A 19,002-nucleotide genomic window follows, 5' to 3' on the forward strand; every position below is an offset into this window, starting at 1 on the left:
CCTCATTTATATTCAATAATTTTCATCTGATCGTTGCGCAGGCGGCGCAGGTGATAGGTCGCCATGCCGATCAGGTTTGGAATCTTGGACAGGGTGATCAGGGCGCTGTGCCGCCGGGACTCGCGTGCCGAAAGCCCCATGCGTTCCAGACCGCGCGCCGTGCGGATATAGTTCAGGGCGTAAAGCAGCAGCGCCATCCCCGCGAGCGGCCACCACAAAAGCCCGGCGATCAGCAGCAGCGGCAGGCCCAGCCCATAGACAAGGATGCGGCGCTGCTCGGTGCGGAAATAGGGCGGGTGCATGTGGCCAACCTGCGCATAGCCGTGGCCGCCGCGCACCGCCCGCTTCCACCACGCGGCAAAGCGGTGCATGTCCATGTCGTGGCGGGTCATCTCGTTGGGGATGCGGTCCAGCCGCCAGCCCGCCTTGCGCAGGCGCACGCAGAATTCGTCGTCTTCGGCGGCGATCACCGTGGGATCGAAGCCGCCGACCTCGCGAAAGACGCTGGCGCGCACCATCATGTCGCCGCCGCAGGCCTGTATCTCGCCCGCCGGACGCCGCCATTCGAAATCCGCCAGCTGGTTGTACACCGATGCATCGCGGTGGATCTCGGATCGCCAGCCGGTGACCATGCCCAGATGGTCATGCGCCAGCAGATGCGCCCGGGCGGCATCGAGAAAGCCGTCGACCAACATGCAATCGCCGTCGATGAACTGCACCAGTTGCGGATCGTGAAGCGCGGCAAAGCCTTCGTTGCGGGCGCGGGCGGCGGTGAAGGGGATCGACATGTCAAGCTCGACCACCTTTGCGCCCGCCTTGCGCGCCTCGGCCACGCTGGCGTCGGTCGATCCTGAATCGACGTAGACCACCTGCCGTGCCTGCCCCATGACAGAGCCAAGCGCCGCAACCAGCCGCGCCCCTTCGTTGCGCCCGATCAGCACCACGTCGACAGGGATCATTCCAGCAGCTCCCGTTTGGGCGGTGTCTCGCCCGATGCATAGGCGGTGAACAGGGTCGAGAGCCGCTGCGCCTCGATGTGAATGTTGAACTCCGCCTCGACGGTGGCTTGCCCCACCGCGCCCATCACCCGGCGTTGATCGGCGCTGGACAGCAGCTGTTCGATCGCCTCGACCAGCGCGGCCACGTCGCCCGGCGGCACGAGGATGCCGCTTTCCCAATGCGAGACCAGCTCGGGGATGCCGGCGATCTGGGTGGCAACCACCGGAACGCCCGCCGCCATCGCTTCCATCAGCACCACGGGCACGCCTTCGGCAAAGCTGGGCAGCACGAAGACATCGGTCTGAGACAGCGCCTCGGCCACCGTTTCCTGGCTTTGATAGCCAAGAAACACCACCGTGTCGCCCAGCGGCTTGGCGCGCTCTTGCAGCGCGGCACGTTCCGGCCCGTCGCCGATCAGCGCAAGCCGCAGATCGGGGTGGCGCGGCGCCAGCTCGGCCACCGCATCCAGCAGGATCGGCACGCCCTTGACCCCGGCAAGCCTGCCGGTGAACAGCAGAACCTGACCCTTGTGCGGGGCGGTCTGGTAGCGTTCGGGGTCGATGCCGCAATGGATGATGTGCAGCTTGTGCCAGTGCTGCGCATCGGCAAAGCACATCAGCTGCGCGCGGCAATATTCCGAGATGCAGGCGACAAAGCGCGCCCGCGCGGTTTTCTCGTCGATGCGCCAATGCTTCGGTTCGAAAAAGATGTCGGGCCCGTGGATGGTAAAGCTGTAGGGGATGCCCGACAGTTCCGAGGCCAGCATCGCCACCGTGCAGGAAGCCTTGGCGATGTGGTTGTGCAGGTGATCGATCTTTTCGCGTTTCATCCTGTCGGCCAGCACCGCCGCCTCGAGGAAATAGGCCAGATTGTAGGCGCGGCCCCTGATGCCCTTGGGCGCGGTGCCCCACGCCAGCCGCAGCGCCCGCAGGTAGCGCACCGGGTTCAGGGCAAAGCGCAGATTGGCCCCGATCAGGCGCAGCGGGTTCCGGGCGGCGCGCAGGATCTTGAAGGTGCGCGCGTGTTCCTCGCGCTGCTCGGGGCCGACGAGATGTTCGGCGCCGGTGGTGCGGATCGAGCAGGTCAGCACCTCGTGACCGATCTCGCGCAGGGCGGCGACCTCGCGCTGGATGAAAGTGTCGGAGGCACGGGGATATTCTCCCGTCAGATAGGCGAGTCTGGGAAGGCTCATGGCGCGGCTTTCATGCTGGTGTCGAGCATGGTTTTTAACGGGGCCGTGTCGCCGCCGCCAAGGGTTTCACGCAAGGCGGTATTGGGCCAGCGCAGCGGCATGATCCGGGCGCGCAGGATCGGAACGCGCAGCAGGCCGGGCAGGTTCGGCGCCAGCGGCGTCAGCGCGCGGGCCAGCGCCAGCCATGCGCCCCACGGCAGGGGGAGCACCGCACGCGGCCAGCCAGCAACGCTTTGATGCGCGCGGGCAAAGCGCCAGCGCGTCGGGCGGTCATCATCGATGACATTCAGCGCGCGGATGCCCTGCGGATCGCTTTGCGCCGCCGACACCAGCGCGCGCGCAACGCTGGTGACATGCGCCAGCGGCAGCTCTCCGTCCGAGGTCAGCGCAAGGTGCAGCGGCCCGGCACTGATGCCATTGAGCGCGTGCCATGTGCGGCCCGGCCCCCAGACCGCGCCGGGCCGCATCAGCCAGAGCGGACCTTTGCGGGCACGGCACAGCGCTTCTTGCGCCAGCTTCGATCCGGCATAGGCGTCGGGGGCGGTGCCTTCGGTGAAAAGCGGGGTGGTTTCGCTGACCGTATCGCCCGGCGACAGGCGGCCCGTGTCATAAACGGCGATCGAGCTGACCAGCACCAGACGCAAACCGCCGGGCAGCGCATGCAGCAGATGGCTGGTGGCCTTCAGCGTGTCGAGCGCCACCGCCTCGGCGTTGTCGCCCAGATGCGCCGCCGCGTGGATCACCGCCGAGCAGCCGCGCAGCGCGCCAGACAGGGCGGGGATGCAAGCCGGGTCCGACAGGTCTGCCTGCACCACCTCGACGCCCTCGCCGAAATCCGGACCGCTGCGCCGGACCACTGCAACCACCCCGAGCCCGCGCGCCCGCGCCTCGGCCACCGTGGCGCGGCCGATGAAGCCGCCCGCGCCAGTGATCAGGATGCGGGTTATTTCGCCCACGGCATCGGTTCCAGCGGCGCGCAGCGGGTGGTCATGGCCTGCGCGCCCGATGTCTCTCCGGCGTTCTGGATCGCCAGCGACACCTCTGTCAGGTGCAGCGCGAAATCGTCGGTCAGGCGGCAGGGGCGACCCTGTTGCAGCGCGTCCAGCATCTCGGCCGGGCCGAGCATGAAATTCATCGCCGCCGCGCCCCAGCGTTTGACCTTGGGGTGGGTCGGCCCATCCAGCCGGTAGCGGCGGGGAAACGGGTGTTCGATCAGCCGCCGCCGGATGGTCAGGCGGCGCGCATATCGCACCTTGGCAGCGTTGTCCCATGCCGCCTTGCAGCTGAGCACGCCGTCATCACCGACGATGCGGATGGAATGATCGTGCGGCGCGACGATGGAACAGGTCAGCCGCGTCACCGGGCCGTTTTCAAAGAACAGCGTGGCGACGGACAGGTCGGGGGCCATTGGGCCCTTGCCCATCTTGTCCGGCACGGTTTCGGCGCTGGCGGCAACCACGGTGCGGACCGATCCGAACCAGCCGATCAGCCAGCCAAGGTAATAGCCGGCGTGCTCCAGCGTGCAGCCGACGCGGAATTCATCTTCGGCGGGCCAGAGGGCGCCGCTTTCGGTCTGCCACTTGTCATAGGCGGCACGGGGGATGAAGCCATCGTCCAGCTCGGCATAGATGGCGCGCGGCGTGCCGGCGATGCCGCGGCGCAGCGCGTGACCCATGGTCTGCGCCGCCTCGCCCAGAACCGAGCAGGGGGCAGACACCAGCATTAGCCCGCGCGCCCGCGCAAGCGCGTGCAGTTCCACCGCATCGGCCAGATCCATCGCCAGCGGCTTTTCGGAATAGACATGGTGCCCGGCCTCGAGACAGGCGCGGTTCAGGGCAAAATGCGCCTGCGGATTGGTGAGGTTGAGGATAATCCCGCCGTCTGGCGCGAGGTCGAGGAATTCGGCCAGCGATCCGGCGGCGCGCAGACCCCAATGGGCGCAGAACCGTTCCAGCCGCGGCGCGTCGTGATCATAGACCACCGCGACCTCGATGCCCGGCATTGCCCGCAGCGAGCGCATGTAAAGATCCGCGACGAAGCCGCATCCAAGCAGAGAGATCCGCCGCATAGTTTCCCCCATCGGAGATCGCCCCCGCCCCTGCGCACATGATGTTCGACGGCCGAATCAGCCCGAGATGAGCGTCTCATCGTGCCGCCCTTTCGATCTGACCAGAGGAGTGTGGCGAGAATTCGACAAGCATCCCGGACAATGTCAGATTGTCTGGGCTCTTGTCACTAGATCGGGAAACAATCAGATATTTGTGATGCGATAAATGGGCTTTGGTAACGCAATATTCTTTTCTTGCCGCAAATATGCGGTAGAAATGTGGCGGGGGCCCTTAAGGGGTAGACGGTTTATGTACTTCGGGATTGTCGGCGAAAAAATTGCAGTGAATATGCCTACAAAGGCAGCGCTTCTGACCTGTGTGGCAGAACGGCTGGCCCGAAAAGAAGGCTTTGCACTGGCGACTGTAAATCTGGACCATCTGGTCAAGCTGCGCACGTCACAGCAGTTTCGTTCAGCCTATTGCGCGCAGGATTTCGTGGTGGCTGACGGTCATCCGATTGTCTGGATCTCGCGCCTTGCCGGGCAGCCGGTCGAACTGATGCCGGGGTCTGACCTGATCCTGCCGCTGGCGCAGGTGGCCGCGACGCAAGGAGTCAGCATCGCGCTGATCGGCAGTCGGCCCGATGCGCTCGCCGGCGCCAAAAGCTATCTTGAAGGCGAGGTTCCGGGGCTTGACGTGGTGCTGACCATCGCGCCGCCGATGGGCTTCGTGCCGGACTCGCCCGAGGCAGACGCGCTGCTGGCCGAGGTCGCGGCGTCCGGGGCAGGGCTGTGTTTTGTCGCGATGGGCGCGCCCAAGCAGGAAATCCTCTCTGCCGCAGGCCGGCGCGTTGCGCCGCATGTGGGCTTTGCCAGCATCGGGGCCGGGCTGGATTTCTTTGCCGGAACGCAACATCGCGCCCCGGAATGGGTGCGTGATTTCGCGCTGGAATGGCTATGGCGGGCGGTCGGCAATCCGCGTCGGCTCGGGATGCGCTACCTGCGCTGTATCGGCATCCTGCCGGGGCAGTTGCTCAATGCCGTGCAACAACGTCTGCGGTCGGGCGATCATACGCGCCGCGTGCATCACTAGTCGGGGCGATCAAGACGCCGTGGCCGTCTGCGCCGCAGCAGCGCCGCGTCCTTGATGCGCCCCTTGAGGCCGCGCGGCGGAAGCACTTCGCTATCTATTTCAAAGACGGACCCGGTCAGCGCCGGGTCGAGGTCAAGCGCCAGTTGCACGCCCCACGCGGCGGCGGTGTCTGGCGGGGTTCCGTCTGGGATGCCCATGTCGGTGCGCAACATGCCCGGCAGCCAGTCGTTGATGACGATGTCGGGAAAGCGGTCGGCGAGGTCCGCCACCAGCGCCCGCGTCAGGATGCGCGCCGCGCCCTTGGAGACCGAATAGGCAGCAGAGGCGGGCAGCGGCGCGATATCCGCAAAGCTCGCCACGTTGAGAATGCGCCCGCGCCCGGTCAGGCACATCTGGTCCAGCGCCGCGCGCGAGCAGTTCATCACCCCGCCAAGGTTGATCGCCACGGTCTGCATGAAACTCTCGCCGCTTTCGTCGAGGATATCCCGACGCGGATAGACGGCCGCGTTGTTGATCAACAGCGCGACCGGCCCCAATGCCGCGAAGGCCTCGCGCACCGCTGCGGCGTCGGCGACATCCAGCGGCAGCGGCTGGAATAGCGGCCCGGCCAGTGCCTGCGTCTGGTCCAGCGTGCTGCGGCGCCGCCCGGTGCCCGCCACGCTGAAACCTTGCGCGCAAAGCCGCACTGCCAGTGCCCGGCCAAGACCGGAACCGGCGCCTGTCACCACGGCGATGCCGTCTTGCGGGGTCAATCTGGGCATGGCGTCCTCTGGATGGCGTCGGCCACGCGCAGGGCGTTGGCGGCGATGGTCAGCGACGGGTTCACCCCCATCGAGCTTGGCATGAACGAGGCATCCGCCACCCACAGGTTGGCTACCCCGTGCGCCCGGCAATCGGCATTCAGCACAGAGCTTGCCGGATCAAGGCCAAATCGCAAGGTGCCGCAGGGGTGGCCGTAGTTCAGCTCTGGCCCCATGCCAAGCAACGCCCGCCGCTGTCCGCGCAGCGCTTGCGATATGGCGCGGCGAAAGGTGCGGCGGCGGGTCAGCAGCTCGGGGTGCAGGCGATAGTCGACCGCCAGCGCCGGGCCGGGCAGGACGCGGTTTTCCGCATAGGGCAGGTCTTCGAGCAGGCCGACGAATATCTGCGCGTGGCCGAAAAGCCGCGCGGCAATCGCGGCGGGCAGGCGGGTCAGCTGCTTCAGCCCCGGCACCCCGCGCAGCGCCGAGCGCGCCAGCATCAGGTTCAGGAAATGCACGATTTCGCCATAAGAGGCGCGGATGCCCATGGCCTGAATCATCCCCAGCCGGTCGCCGTCGTGGTGATACAGGTCGCGCAGCGCGATGGCCTTGCTCGCCCTGCTGTCAGAGGTGCCGCGCGGTGGCCAGAGCGCGAACATCTCGTTGAGGTGAAACATCAGGTTGCGCCCGACAAGGCCGGAGCGATTGGCCATGCCGTCCGGCCACGCCTCGGAAGCCGAGCGCAGCAGCAGGCGCGGCGAATTCAGCGCGCCGCCGGCGAGCACCACGTTGCGGGCGCGGAACTGGCGGGTTTCGCCATTGATGCGCGCCTCGACGGTGTCGATGCGGGCGTGCCCGTGCAGCCGGGTAACCTCGGCCCGGTCGATCAGAACGGCATTGCCGGTGGCCAGCGCCGGTTCCACCCCGGCAGAGCGCCCATCCTGTTTGCAGTTGCGCGGGCATTTACTGCCAAGGCACTGGAGGCAACCTAGCGTATGCGCGATGGCGGTATGGGCGTGATAGGGATGCAGGCCGGCGGCGCGAAGGCTCTCGAACAGCGCCGCTTCGGTGGGGCTGAGCGGCGGCGGCGGGCCCAGCGGCAGCGGGGCATCGGCGCTGAGCGGGTCGGGCGTGCCGTGCAGGTGATACAGCCGCGCCGCGCGGTCGAACCATGGCGCCATGGCGTCGAACCCGGTGGGCCAGCCCTGCGTCGGGTGCGGGCGCAGGAGGGAGTTGTCGAGATCGTGCCGCTCCGGCCGTTCGAGCGTTGCGGCGTAAAACACCGAACTGCCGCCGACACCGGCGCCAAGCGGGGCGTAGAACTTGGTGGTCTGCCCGTCGATCGTGGCGGTCATCGGCTCGGGCCAGAGCCCGCGTGCCAGCCTGCCTTCGGGAACAAAGACATCCGACAGCCCGTTGCGCTCGGCCCGGTGCCCGGCCGGGCCGCGTTCCAGGAACAGCACCCGCTGCCCGGCCTCGGCAAGGGCGCGCCCGGCGGTGCCGCCGCCGACGCCGGTGCCGATGACGATGGCGTCCCAGACCGTGTCGGTAAGGGTCACGATTTGGGCTCCTCGACCGCAGGGCGGGTGAACACCGGCGCAAACAGATTGCTGAGCGCGATCGCCGCAGTATTGGTCACGTGGTTGTTGTCGAAGTAATAGCCTTTGCCGTCGATCAGCGCGTGGCAGCTGGTGTCATCGCACAGTTGCGGCCACGGGTCGATCAGGGTGACCACCCCGAGGGCGGCAAGCCGCCGCCACGGCGCTTCGGCGGGGGCGATGCGCCGGGCAAGCGCGTCGCGGGGCATGTCAGGGCTGGTGATGGGCGGGGGCGCCAGCGGCCAGCCCGCATGCGCGGCCTCGCGCGCGGCGATGCGGCTGTCGTATTTCGCGATCTCGGGGGGCTGGCGCAGCACGAGGATCTCGTCGAACCGGTCGAGCAGGGTGTTGATCGTGGCCGTGGCTGCGTGATCTATGATGTCGGACTGCGGCGCGTCGATCAGGGCGGGGCCTTCCAGCGGATAAACGGCGATGGTGTTGTGCTGGTCTAGCCCGATGCCAGTGCCGTTGGCGTAATAGGTCCAGCGCCCGATCAGCAACGCCTTGCGCAGGCTTGGCAGCGCCGGCAGCGCTTGGCGTATCTGCAGGTTGGCGTTGCTGCAACCGGCGTCCTGCGCCAGCGTCGCCGCGCTTTCGACCTTGCGCAGGTCGAACAGCGGTGGGCAGCCCGCGCGCCACAGGATGATGCCGGGCATGTCTGCCTCGTGTGCGGCAAGGTCCAGCCCTTCGCGAAAGGCGCGCAGGTGGCTGTCGCCCCAGACCAGAACCTGTGGCGGTCCGTCCGGCCCGATGGGGCAGACCTCGAGCCCTGCAAGCGGGCCGCTGGCGGGGGTGGTGCAGCGCGACCAGTCTTGCAGGAAATCCGCCGAGGCGGCGATATGTTGCTGCGCCGCCTGGCCGAAGCGGATCGGCATCCCGTCTATCACATACAGCCAGCCGCCAAGCGCCAGCGTAGCGGCGGAAGCGACGGCAGTGGCGGCAAAGACCCATCCCGGCGGCAGCTTGGCCCGCCGCGCCGGCGTTTCGATATAGCGCCATGACAGGTAGGCCAGCCCCGCCGACAGCCCCATCCAGAGCAGCGTCTCGAGCGGGCCGGAATAGGCGCCGCGCAGGTACAGCGACAGCGTCAGAACCGGCCAGTGCCACAGGTATAGCGAATAGGAAATCTGCCCGGCGAACACCATCTCGCGCGTCGACAGCATCCGGTTGACCGGATTGCGCCCGGTGCCGTTGGCCAGTAGCAGCACGGTCCCAAGCACCGGCACAATCGCCAGAAACCCCGGAAACCACGGCCCCGCCGGGATGAGCAGCACCGAGGCCAGCACCAGCCCCAGCCCCAGCCAGCTGAGCGCCATATGGCCGCGCCAGCGCCGCCCGCTCTCGCAGCCCCAGATTGCCAGAAGCACGCCGGACAGCAGCTCCCATGCGCGAAACGGGAAGAGATAGAAGGTGGCGGTCTGCATCTTGGGCGTCAGTAGGACCGAGCCGACGAGGGACAGCGCCCACGCGCCGATCAGCGCCGCAAGGATCGCGCCGCGCCGCCGCGACAGCAGCAGGATCAGCAGCGGCAGGAAAATGTAGAACTGTTCCTCGACCGCCAGCGACCAAGTGTGCAGCAGGGGCTTTTCGTCAGAGGCGCTGTCGAAATACCCCGCCTGTCGAAAGAACATCACGTTGGACAGGTACAGCGTCGCCGAGATCAGCTGCTTGCCGAATTCGCGGAATTCGAAGGGCAGCAGCAGCGCCGCGGCAAACACCGTGGTGAGCGCTGCCATGGTGAAATAGGCCGGAGCGAGCCGCTTGAACCGGCGCAGGTAGAATTGCCTCAGGCTGATGGTGCCGGTGGCGTCATGCTCGCGCCACAGGATGCCGCCGATCAGAAAGCCCGAGATCACGAAGAAGATGTCGACGCCGGTAAATCCGCCAGCAAAACCGGGCACCCCGAAATGATACAGCACCACGGCGATCACCGCGATGGCACGCAGACCGTCGATATCGCTGCGATACGCAAGCGGCGCGGGCCCCATTGGCGTGGGCTCGTGGAAGGCCGAATGATCGGCGAGACGATCGCTGGGATCGTCGTGAAACGGCGTGGCGTCAGCCTGACTCATCTGCGCAATCCGGGTTCTCCGGGTCCTCGATCGCGCGCCCTTGCTCTATGGGCGCGCCTTGCTCGATCCTGTCGGGGCAATGCGGCATTTCAAAGGCGTGCGCCCCTCCTATGCCCATGGGTCTAGCGGCCCTTCCTTACGAATGCGTCAATTTTCGATCAGAAGAACCGCGGTTTCGGCACGGGGGCCGCCTGCCGGATCCAGTCATGTATCTGGCAGATCTGTTCGGCCTTGCGCTCCCAGGTGAAATGACTGCGCACGCGGGCGCGGGCCGCGGCGGCCATCGGGGCAAGCTGCGCCGGATCCTCCGCCAGCCGCGTCAGCTCGCGGCGGAACCCCGCGACGATTTCGGCCCGCGTGCCGCAACCGACCTTGAGCCCGGTGCCGTGGCCTACCAGTTCGCCGGGGCCAGCGTAATCGACCACCAGCGGCACCACCCCCAGCGCCATCGCCTCGAGCACCACGCCGCCGCCGAATTCGCGGATCGACGGGAAGGACAGCAGGTGACAGCGGGCCATGATGTCCTGCACCTCGCGGTGATCCTTCCAGCCGTGAAAGGTGATGGCGCCGGAAATGCCCAGCCGTTTCGCCTGCGCTTCAAGATCGGCGCGCATCGGCCCGTCGCCGATCAGGTCCAGCGTCATGCGCCCGTCCCGCAGCAGATCCGCCGCTGCCGCAAGCAGCATGTCAGCCCCTTTGTAGGGCACCAGCCGCCCGACGAAACAGGCGCGCAGCGCCCCCGGCTCGGGCGCGGCAACGCGGTTGAACCGGGTTGGGTCGATGCCGTTTTCGGGGATGTAGAAGGTCTTGTCGCGGTATTTTCGGGGGATCTCGCCTTCGGTGTGATGCGAGCCGACAAGGATCGCCGCCGCGTGATCCAGCGTCGCGCCGCGACCGGGCAGCAGCCTGTAGGCCCCGCGCAGATAGCTCAGCCATTCCCGTTCGGCGCGGCGCTCGGCCTCGAACCCGGCGGGCCAGGGTGCGCCGCCATTGAGAGGGCCGAGTACGAAGGGCACCCGCGCGTCAAAGCAATGCCCGGCCAGCGATGACGGCAGCGTCGGCGTCAGCGGCGTGATGCGGTGCACCACATGCCACGCGCCGCGCTGGATTTCCTCGCCGAAGCGTTGCCAGACGAGGCGCTCGAACCACGGGTAGCTCAGCGCGTTGATCGCCTGCACCATGGTCCAGCCCTTGCCCTCGCCCATGCGCAGCCGTTCTGCCAGCTTCCACGCCGGGCGGGCCAGCGCCTCGGAATCGATGGCGGTGAAATCCTCGCCTTCGATCAGCCCGGCGCGCAGCATCGCGTCGCGGTTGCGGATCTGCGTGACGATGTGCACATCGGCGACCTCGCGCAGGGCCGATGCCAGCGACCAGCCGACCAGCGGCACGCTGACCCATTCGGGGTTGGCCGCTTCGGCGATGGCAAGCACCCTGTGCCGCGACTTGTCGAACATGTTTTCTCCCCGGTTTATGCCGTCTGCGTCACATGACGGAGCGCCAGCTCAGCGCCTTGCCCGCGTCCAGCCCGCGCCCGAGCCGGGCGGCCTTGAGCTGTTCGGCATAACCGGTCAGCGCCCCGGCCAGAAGCCATGTCAGCGGGGTCAGGGTTGCGTTGGGGATCATGTCGAAGACATTGATCGCCAGCATCAGTGACAGCGGCGCGATGAAGGGCGATATCTCGTCTTCCTTCGCCAGCACCGCCTCGCGCCAGAGCAGCACGAGCGGCAGCACCAGCAGGCCGAATTCCGCAAGGAAGCCGACCCAGCCATAGATGCCGATGAGAATGATCCAGCGCCCGTCGGTCACCGTCAGGATGAAGCCTGAAATCGGGTCAAGGATGTGGTTGCGCCCCCAGCTGCCCCAGCCGAACACCGGCTTTTCATAGGCGCGCTCCAGCAGCGTGTTCTCGTTGTCAAAGCGGAATTCCAGCGAATAGGCGCGTTCCTGACTGACACTGGCAGCGGCGGCAAGGATGCGCTCTTCGGGCACCAGATGCGCGCCCTTCAGGATCGGATAGCCGATCGCCAGCAGGCCGATCAGGATCGCCACCTTGATCTGCATCTGCCGGGTGAACAGCAGCACCATCGGAATGAGCGCCACGGCAAAGATCAGCGCCCCCAGCGATCTCGACAGCACGAGGATCGCCGTCAGATACAGCGCCGCGCCGAGGATCTTGAAATTGTGCATCCGCGCATCCAGCCGCCACAGCGCAAACGCCGCCACCGCCGAAGTGAAGACAAAGAACGCCACCCACAGCCCGTGGTACAGGAACACCACGGGGCGATAGCCGCCGTCGCGGATCGACTGGCCGAACAGGTGCTGGTAATAGCCGTAGATCCAGTTGTTGAGCTGCGGCGACAGGCGCATCTCGATCAGCATCGGCAGGCTGTAAACAAGGCCGCCGATCATCAGTGCCAGCAGGAAATAGCGCTGCGCCCCGCCGCTGGTCAGGTATTGCCGCGCCAGCAGAAACGGCAGGATCAGCAGGAATTGCTGCACGATCAGCGCCAGCGCGTCCTTGATCCCCAGCGCCGGCAGTCCGATGCTGCCCCAGACCACCGGCTCGGTGTTGCCGAGCGCGGTAAAGATCGGGCTAAAGATGAACGCCGCCAGCAGCAGTTTGCCCAGCAGCGATCCGGGCAGCATGGTGCTGCCGCCGGGGCCTTGCGGGCCATATTTCCACAGGCAGAAGGCAGAGGCGCTCAGCGCCGGGATGTTGTGCTTGTTGAGCGGCGGCATCAGCGGCAGATCGAAGGCCGCAGGCGGTTCGGGCAGGAACAGGTAGCCGACCATCAGCGCCGCGATCAGCGCCCGCTCTGCCGGCAGGCGCCGGAACAGCGCGATGGTCACCACCGGCCAGATGGCAAGCATGAGATAGGCAAGAGGGTTCGGCATACCGAGCTTCAGCTTTCACAGACCGTGCGCCGCGAACCCCCCTTTGTTCCGGCACATGCGACATACCCTAGCAGGCGCAGGCGTGGCTGTCGCCCCGCACGGGCACAAAGCTGCGGGTCCTTGCACAAAGGGCACATTGCGGACATCTGGCGCTGCAATGCCAGATGCAGGCCATGTTTTCGCCAAGGAACGGCGCTAGGTAAACGCTGGGACAAGAATGAATTCGGGGGAATTTTGGGTGTGTCTGACCAGCGGCTGAACATCGCATACCTATGCGATTATTCACCGCTCGATCCTTATATGTATTCGGGCGGAAACCGGCGCATTCATGATGCGCTGAGCAGACATGTGGGCGATGTCACCATCCTGTCGCAGGGCTGGGGGCTGGCGGAACCTGTCCGCCGGGCCATCCGGCGCTTGCCCGACAGCGCCGCGCGGCGGTTGCGCTGGCGGGCGCATCTGGCGCTGGCGCCGCTGATCTCGCGCAGGGTCGAGGCCGAGCTGGCAGAGGGGCGCTTTGACGTGCTGTTCTGCGCCTATTCCTTTCACTCGCTTCTGAATGTGAGCGTGCCGCCCGGATGCGTCACCGCCTTTGCGTCGGATGCGACGCACACCATCTATCGCACTTCTGACATCGGCGCGGCCTACCCCTCGAAATTCCCCGGTGGACGCGCCTTTGACGGCTGGGTCGAACGCTGTGAGGCGCGGGTCTACAGGTCTGTCGACCGGCTGTTCTGGCCGTCGCGCTGGCTTAAGGCCGAAGCAGATGCGCTATACGGTCTGGCCGAGGAGAAATCCCTGATGGTGCCATGGGGGGCGGGGCTGGGACCGATGCCGCGCCCGGCCGTCCGGCCGCTGTGCAGGGGCCAGCCGCTGCGGCTGCTGCTGATCGGGCGCGACTGGTTTGGCAAGGGCGGCCCCATCGCCTTTGACACGATGAAGGCGCTGCGGGCGCGCGGCATCGATGCGCGCCTGACGGTGATCGGCTGCATCCCGCCCGAGTTTCACCGCAACGAATGGGTGACGATACACCCCTCGCTCGACAAGACCCGCGCGGACGAGGCGCGGATCTTCGAAGATGCCTTCGACGAGGCGCATTTCCTCGTGCAGCCGTCGATGGAAAGCTACGGTTTTGCGTTTTGCGAAGCCTCGGCCTACGGGCTGCCGGCGCTGTGCCTCGATGTGGGCGGGGTGCCGGTGTTCGATGGCGAAAACGGCCATGCCCTGCCCAAGGGCAGCACGCCCGAGCAGTTCGCTGATGTGATCGAGGGCTATCTCAACGATCCGGGCGCCCATGCCGCGCTGTCGAAATCCGCGCGCGAGATTTTCGAGGCACGGCTCAACTGGGATGCATGGGGGCAGAGCGTTGGCGCCGAGCTGCGCGCCGCCCTGAGCGAGCAGCGCAGCCACAGCGTAGCGCTTGGCGGTCCGGCGCTGCTGCGCCCGTTGCAAGGCTGACACCACCGCAGTTTGTTTCGTGACACATCGTTTACTATGGGCGCAATCGGGCCATTGTTTCCTGTTCGGCGCCCAATTCCTGCCGAAATGCGGGCGCAGCGTCGACAAAACCTTCAGCAAGGGAGACGGACGATGACAAGACCCGAGAAAATACGGCTCGACATCTCACGCAAGCCCAGCCCCTCGGCGGGCAGCTACGCCGGGACCGGCATCTGGTCATATTCCGCCACCAGCCACGAGACGCGCGAGCTGGCGCAGCCGGCGCGGCTGCGCGACATGCTTGAAACCGTGGCTGCCGATTTCCAAGGCAGCCTGCCGGATCTCTACCGCGCCTGGGCGCTCGACGATCCGCGCGGGCAATGGGAGGTCTGGCCCGACGAGGGCCTGTTCAAGGTCACCACGGTGTCGGGGCGGATCTGGTACGCGCGTTATGGGCTTGTGTCGTCGTGGAACCATGAGACCCACAGCTGGCTCTGGTCATGGGCGTTTCCGCGCGAATGGGAGACCCCGCAAGGCATCTTGGAACCGGCATGGGCGTTGCACCGCGAAGCCGCGCTCAAGGGCTGGGCGCCGGGGGTCGAGCCATCGCTGCTGGTCAACGACCGCGAAGCGATGCGGCTGGCCTGTCTGGCCGCGCATGTCGCGAACCGGCCGATGGTGTACCGGGCAAAGGTCAACGAGGTGAACACACATTTCTTCATGCTGGAACAGCCGGTCTGGGCGAACTGAGACGTCTGGGCGGCGCAGGGCCGTGCGCCCTGCGTCTGGCCCCGCCTGCCATTGTGCTGCCGCAACGCCCCACGCCGGATGTTTTCGAAACGGGTGCTCTTGTCTCTGGTGCATTGGCCGTGTTTGTGTCGCGATGGTTGTAGCTTGCCGGGCCCGGTCGCGCCTCGCACCCAGACCACAGGAGACGCTGATTGCCCTTTCTGGCCGAGTTTGATGCTCGTTGGCAGGATGCCGCGGAGTATCTCGATGCCTTGCGTCGGGATCTGGGGGAAGGGCGTCGGCTGGATCTTGTGCCGGACTACCTGTCGGAACAGGTGGCGCTCGACGAAGGCACGGGCATGGTGATCGGCCCCGAGGCCATGGGCCGGGCGCTGGCGGCACGGCTGGCGGCGCTGCCGGGGCTGACGCTGCAACGCGAAGACATCCTGTGGGCACCCTCGGCAGAAAATGCCTTCGTCGCGGCGCAGCGTTTCCAGTCGGCGGCGCGCCATGACGGGCAGGGCCTGTACGGCCCGCCCACTGGCAAGATGGTGCGATATACCGCCATGTCGGAAAGCTGGTGCGTTGCGGGCGCGCTGCGCGCCGAATGGCTGCTGCGGGACGAGACCGCCATTCTCGAGCAGATCGGCATCAGCCTTGAAGACGGCGCGCGCATGCGCCTGTCGCAAATGCCGCCGTTGCCGCCGCCGCCACCCGCCGCTGTGTTTTCGGCTGTCGCCGCGGCGCCTTTGATCGAGAAATCCAGAGAGCCCGAGATGCCGACCCCCGGCAATGGCAACGATGACGCATGGGGGCATACGCTGGGCGATCTGGTGCACCGCATCATGGGCGGAGAGCTTTCGGTCATCGCGCGCCATTACGATGCCGCGGCAGAGCTGTTCTATCCCGGTGCCATTGTCGGGGCTGGCCCGCGCGATGCCGAGGCGTTCTGGCTGGGCCTGCGCGCCGCCTTCCCGTCGGCAGAATTCCGGGTGCACCACCTGCTGGGGGCAGAAGAGCCGCTGTCGCCGCCCCGCGCCGCGATCCGCTGGTCGCTGAGCGGCAAGCATGACGGCCATGGCGCCTTTGGCGCGCCGTCAGGCGCCAAGGTCAACATCCTTGGTCTGACCCACGCGGAATTCGGGCCAGATGGGTTGCGCCGGGAATGGACGTTGTACGACCAACCCGGCGTCATGGCGCAGATCCTGCGCAGCGCCGGTTAGCGCTTGTGGAACAGGCCCTTCAGCCAGCCGCCCGCATCCGAGATATTGTCGCCCACCTCGTCCAGCGCCGGATCGATCCGCGCCCGCCGGAACCGCCGCCAGCGCACGTAGACCGCCCAGACAAAGGCAACCAGCAGTGTCAGGATGATGATGTTCATCCACGGGATGATGCGCGCATCCGGCCCCGAAACCGGCGTAATGCTGATGGCGTTGGGATAGATCGTCAGCATCTCGTTGCGCCAGCCGTAATGCCGGATCGCCACCCATTGCGGCTCGGCAGAGGTGGAGCGCACATCGGCAGCCTCGGCCTGAAGGTTGGCGCTGTCGAACTTGAAAAACGGCGGCCAGCCCCAGCCGGTGTCTTCGTTGCGATAGATCATCACATCGTCGCCCGACAGCCGCGACTGGATGAAGAACACGTCGCGGCCCTGCGCGGCGGTGCTTTCTCCGGTGTCGGCATTGGCCCAGAACCAGCGGTTCGCCCCGGGATCGACCCGCTGCGAATAGGTATCTGTGACCCGCGCGATGTCGGTCTGCGGCAGGGTGTAGTGCAGGAATGCAAGCACGATCACCCAGAAGGCGGCGATGCAAACCCATTTCACATAAGCCAAGGCGGATCTCCCTACTGGAAATTGGTCAGGTAGACGATCACGCCTATAAGGCATAGCGGCAGGATGTACACGCCAAGGATCAGTTTGCGGCGCAGCGAATGGTCGTAGGTCTCAAGCCCGCGCGCGACATATGCCTCCAGATCGCCGTCCTGCGGCGTCCAGTCTTCGGTCAGCCGCCGCCGCCGCACCCTGCGCGACCAGCGCGACAGGGCGATATAGACCACCGTCATCACGATGAAGATCAGCAGCAGCAGGCGCAGCAGCGCAAACATCGACAGGCTCCGGGCAATTGCAGCGGTTTTCGGCAGCTTGCAGGGCGCGGCGGGAAAATCAACCTCGGGTCGCCGGAAATCGCCTTGCGATGGGAAATGCCATGCTAGCGTCGCCTTGCAGAACAAGGAGATATCAATATGTGCGACGCCTGCGTGATGAGAGCCGTAAAAGACAGGATGATGAGCCGGAGGCAGCTGTTCACCGGCAGCGCCGCGCTTGGGCTCGCGGCGGCAGCGGCAGCTATGCCGGCCAGCGCGCAGGCGGCAACAGGGGTGCATGATCTGACCCATACGCTGCACGAGGGCTTTCCCACCTTCTTTGGCGAGCCGCAATTTGCCGCCGAAAAGCTGTTCGATTTTGCCAAGGACGGGTTCAACCTCTACAACCTGACCATCAACGAACACACCGGCACCCACATCGACTCGCCGCTGCATTTCTCGGCGGATGGAACCTCGGTCGACGAACTGCCGCTGTCACAGCTGGTGGCACCGCTCTGCGTTGTGGATATCGCGGCAAAGGCGGCGGACAATGCCGATGCGCAGGTCACCCCGGACGATCTCAAGGCGTGGATCGCCGCCAATGGCGAGATCCCGCAGAACGCCTGCATCGCCATGCATTCTGGCTGGGCCGACAAGGTCGACACCGAGGAGTTCCGCAACTTCGATGGCACGGCGATGCATTTCCCTGGCTTTCACGTCGAGGCGGTGCAGATGCTGATGGACGAGACCGAGGCCGCCTCGATCGGGGTCGACACGCTGTCGCTGGATTTCGGGGCCTCGCCTGATTTTGCCACCCATTATGCATGGCTGCCGTCTGGGCGCTTCGGGATCGAGGGGCTGGCCGGGCTGAGCGCACTTCCTGCGGCAGGGGCAACCATCGTGATCGGCGCGCCCAAGCACAAGCGCGGCACCGGCGGTCCGGCGCGGATCTTCGCCATGGTCTGATCGACGGGCAGGAACTCCACACCTTGCCAAAGTAGGGGCAGGGGATTGGTCAGGCTTTCGGCAATGCGAGGGATACGGGCTCATGCGCCTTGTGCCGTGCTTCTGTGCGCCGCGCCCACGATTGCACGACAAACCGGAGGTTCTACAACACATCGCTGAGGCGGCGGGGACCACTGTTGATCCATTGCCCGGCAACACATGCTTGCCTGTGTGATGGGGCGCTCCACAAGGACGTCGGGTTGCTCGCCGCCAAGGCCGGAGTTCCAGGCCGCCCGCCGGTGGTCTGCGATGCCGCGATCCTGTTCTGCCTGATGGAGAAAGTGCTGTTCGGCCTGCCGCGTCGGCAAACGACGGGGATGGCATCCAGCATCTTGCAGAGGGCGGAACTGGAGTCGCCGGACCTGGACCAGCTTGAGCCGACGGCAGAAGAGTATCTCTGTCGGGATATAGAGCCGCCAGGCGCCGGGGTCTTGAACCGGCATCAAGTCCCTTGGTGAAGGAGCATGGCACCCATCGCAGACGCCAATACCGCAAGGTCCATCTGGCGATGGGTACGGCCACCGGTGACATCCGGGCGGTAGACGTCACCTCAAGCCGTGAGGGCGCCAGCCCCGCCCTTCCAAACCTGCCCGGCCAGATCCTGCCCGATCAACCGATTGGCACCGGGACCGGCGATGGAGCCTTTGATACCTGCCGCTGCCGCTCCCCGATCTTCGCGCGTGGACGCATCGCTGTCATACCTATCCGCAAAAAAGGGCTCTACTGGAAGGAGAACTGCCCTGCCGCGAAGGCGCGCAATGAAATCCTTCGGGCGACGCGGCGCTACGGGCGGGCGATCTGGAAAGATGGTCCTGCTATCACATCCGAGTTGGATCGAGGCCAAAATCCGTGGCCTCAAATCCTTCGAAGAGAGGATCGCATCACGTGACACCGCCCTCTCTCGTGACATTGCTGCGCAATACTCTGCCGGGCAGTGGGTAGACCGCAGTAGTCCACATCGGCGTCGCCCTCATGAACCGCGTCAACGCGCTCGGCCACGCCGAGAACGAACGCATGGCCTGAGCTCAGCGGAGAAAGCATCTGTCTTGGAAAACAAGACTAAAGTTCCCGCGAATGGCAGCTACTGGGTTTTACGGCGGCGTCGGCGAC

16 protein-coding genes and 1 pseudogene are annotated in these 19,002 nt (G+C 66.1%); 6 read left to right on the forward strand and 11 right to left on the reverse strand.

Going from position 1 to position 19,002, the window contains the following annotated elements; translation table 11 throughout:
• Positions 1 to 2: 2 nt before the first annotated feature.
• Genes Q4543_RS12305 through Q4543_RS12320 form a run of 4 tightly spaced genes read right to left on the reverse strand, consistent with a single transcriptional unit; the run spans position 3 to position 4,259 of the window.
• Entirely contained in the window at positions 3 to 959 is a 957-nt protein-coding gene (locus Q4543_RS12305) for a glycosyltransferase family 2 protein (protein ID WP_303438674.1), read from the reverse strand.
• Entirely contained in the window at positions 956 to 2,191 is a 1,236-nt protein-coding gene (locus tag Q4543_RS12310) for a glycosyltransferase family 4 protein (protein ID WP_303438676.1), read from the reverse strand. Before Q4543_RS12310 ends, Q4543_RS12305 begins: the two co-directional genes overlap by 4 nt.
• Entirely contained in the window at positions 2,188 to 3,147 is a 960-nt protein-coding gene (locus tag Q4543_RS12315) for an NAD(P)-dependent oxidoreductase (RefSeq protein ID WP_303438678.1), read from the reverse strand. Before Q4543_RS12315 ends, Q4543_RS12310 begins: the two co-directional genes overlap by 4 nt.
• On the reverse strand, positions 3,135 to 4,259 hold the full coding sequence (locus Q4543_RS12320) for a Gfo/Idh/MocA family protein (RefSeq protein ID WP_303438679.1): 1,125 nt from the start codon (positions 4,257 to 4,259) through the stop codon (positions 3,135 to 3,137). The genes Q4543_RS12315 and Q4543_RS12320 overlap by 13 nt, the downstream gene beginning before the upstream one ends.
• Positions 4,260 to 4,548: 289 nt before the next feature.
• Between Q4543_RS12320 and Q4543_RS12325 the strand changes: the two genes are divergently transcribed.
• Positions 4,549 to 5,331 (forward strand): WecB/TagA/CpsF family glycosyltransferase, encoded by a 783-nt coding sequence (locus Q4543_RS12325; protein WP_303438680.1) that lies wholly within the window; start codon positions 4,549 to 4,551, stop codon positions 5,329 to 5,331.
• Here the strand turns inward: Q4543_RS12325 and Q4543_RS12330 are convergent.
• The 5 genes from Q4543_RS12330 to Q4543_RS12350 all read right to left on the reverse strand — a co-directional run bounded on the left by Q4543_RS12330 (position 5,328) and on the right by Q4543_RS12350 (position 12,636).
• The gene (locus Q4543_RS12330; protein ID WP_303438681.1) at positions 5,328 to 6,092 is read right to left on the reverse strand and encodes an SDR family oxidoreductase; all 765 of its coding nucleotides are present in this window, start codon (positions 6,090 to 6,092) and stop codon (positions 5,328 to 5,330) included. The two genes, Q4543_RS12325 and Q4543_RS12330, sit on opposite strands and share 4 nt — an antisense overlap.
• Positions 6,080 to 7,630 carry a GMC oxidoreductase gene (locus Q4543_RS12335; protein ID WP_303438682.1) on the reverse strand — a complete coding sequence of 517 codons (1,551 nt, stop codon included), beginning with the start codon at positions 7,628 to 7,630 and terminating at the stop codon, positions 6,080 to 6,082. The genes Q4543_RS12330 and Q4543_RS12335 overlap by 13 nt, the downstream gene beginning before the upstream one ends.
• Positions 7,627 to 9,657 carry an acyltransferase family protein gene (locus tag Q4543_RS12340; protein ID WP_303438692.1) on the reverse strand — a complete coding sequence of 677 codons (2,031 nt, stop codon included), beginning with the start codon at positions 9,655 to 9,657 and terminating at the stop codon, positions 7,627 to 7,629. Before Q4543_RS12340 ends, Q4543_RS12335 begins: the two co-directional genes overlap by 4 nt.
• A gap of 242 nt (positions 9,658 to 9,899) precedes the next feature.
• Positions 9,900 to 11,195, reverse strand: coding sequence for a glycosyltransferase family 4 protein (locus Q4543_RS12345; protein ID WP_303438683.1), 1,296 nt, complete (start codon positions 11,193 to 11,195; stop codon positions 9,900 to 9,902).
• Between the two features lie 28 nt (positions 11,196 to 11,223).
• On the reverse strand, positions 11,224 to 12,636 hold the full coding sequence (locus Q4543_RS12350; protein WP_303438684.1) for a hypothetical protein: 1,413 nt from the start codon (positions 12,634 to 12,636) through the stop codon (positions 11,224 to 11,226).
• Between the two features lie 240 nt (positions 12,637 to 12,876).
• On the opposite strand from Q4543_RS12350, the gene Q4543_RS12355 reads away from it, so the two are divergent.
• The 3 genes from Q4543_RS12355 to Q4543_RS12365 all read left to right on the forward strand — a co-directional run bounded on the left by Q4543_RS12355 (position 12,877) and on the right by Q4543_RS12365 (position 16,025).
• Positions 12,877 to 14,094, forward strand: a complete 1,218-nt coding sequence (locus tag Q4543_RS12355) for a glycosyltransferase family 4 protein (protein WP_303438685.1) — start codon at positions 12,877 to 12,879, stop codon at positions 14,092 to 14,094.
• A gap of 132 nt (positions 14,095 to 14,226) precedes the next feature.
• Positions 14,227 to 14,823, forward strand: a complete 597-nt coding sequence (locus Q4543_RS12360) for a DUF6882 domain-containing protein (RefSeq protein ID WP_303438686.1) — start codon at positions 14,227 to 14,229, stop codon at positions 14,821 to 14,823.
• Positions 14,824 to 15,014: 191 nt separating this feature from the next.
• Entirely contained in the window at positions 15,015 to 16,025 is a 1,011-nt protein-coding gene (locus Q4543_RS12365; protein WP_303438687.1) for an ester cyclase, read from the forward strand.
• Here the strand turns inward: Q4543_RS12365 and Q4543_RS12370 are convergent.
• Positions 16,022 to 16,636: a DUF1523 family protein gene (locus Q4543_RS12370; protein ID WP_303438688.1), complete on the reverse strand. Its 615-nt coding sequence runs from the start codon at positions 16,634 to 16,636 to the stop codon at positions 16,022 to 16,024. The genes Q4543_RS12365 and Q4543_RS12370 overlap by 4 nt on opposite strands.
• A gap of 11 nt (positions 16,637 to 16,647) precedes the next feature.
• Entirely contained in the window at positions 16,648 to 16,908 is a 261-nt protein-coding gene (locus Q4543_RS12375) for a hypothetical protein (RefSeq protein WP_303438689.1), read from the reverse strand.
• A 138-nt stretch (positions 16,909 to 17,046) separates the two neighbouring features.
• Between Q4543_RS12375 and Q4543_RS12380 the strand changes: the two genes are divergently transcribed.
• Both Q4543_RS12380 and Q4543_RS12385 read left to right on the forward strand, forming a co-directional pair.
• Positions 17,047 to 17,853, forward strand: coding sequence for a cyclase family protein (locus tag Q4543_RS12380; RefSeq protein ID WP_303438690.1), 807 nt, complete (start codon positions 17,047 to 17,049; stop codon positions 17,851 to 17,853).
• A gap of 104 nt (positions 17,854 to 17,957) precedes the next feature.
• Positions 17,958 to 18,915, forward strand: a pseudogene (locus Q4543_RS12385) (IS5 family transposase).
• Positions 18,916 to 19,002: the final 87 nt, after the last annotated feature.

This window comes from Salipiger sp. 1_MG-2023 (genome assembly GCF_030547555.1).
In the GTDB taxonomy this organism is placed as follows: Bacteria; Pseudomonadota; Alphaproteobacteria; order Rhodobacterales; family Rhodobacteraceae; genus Salipiger.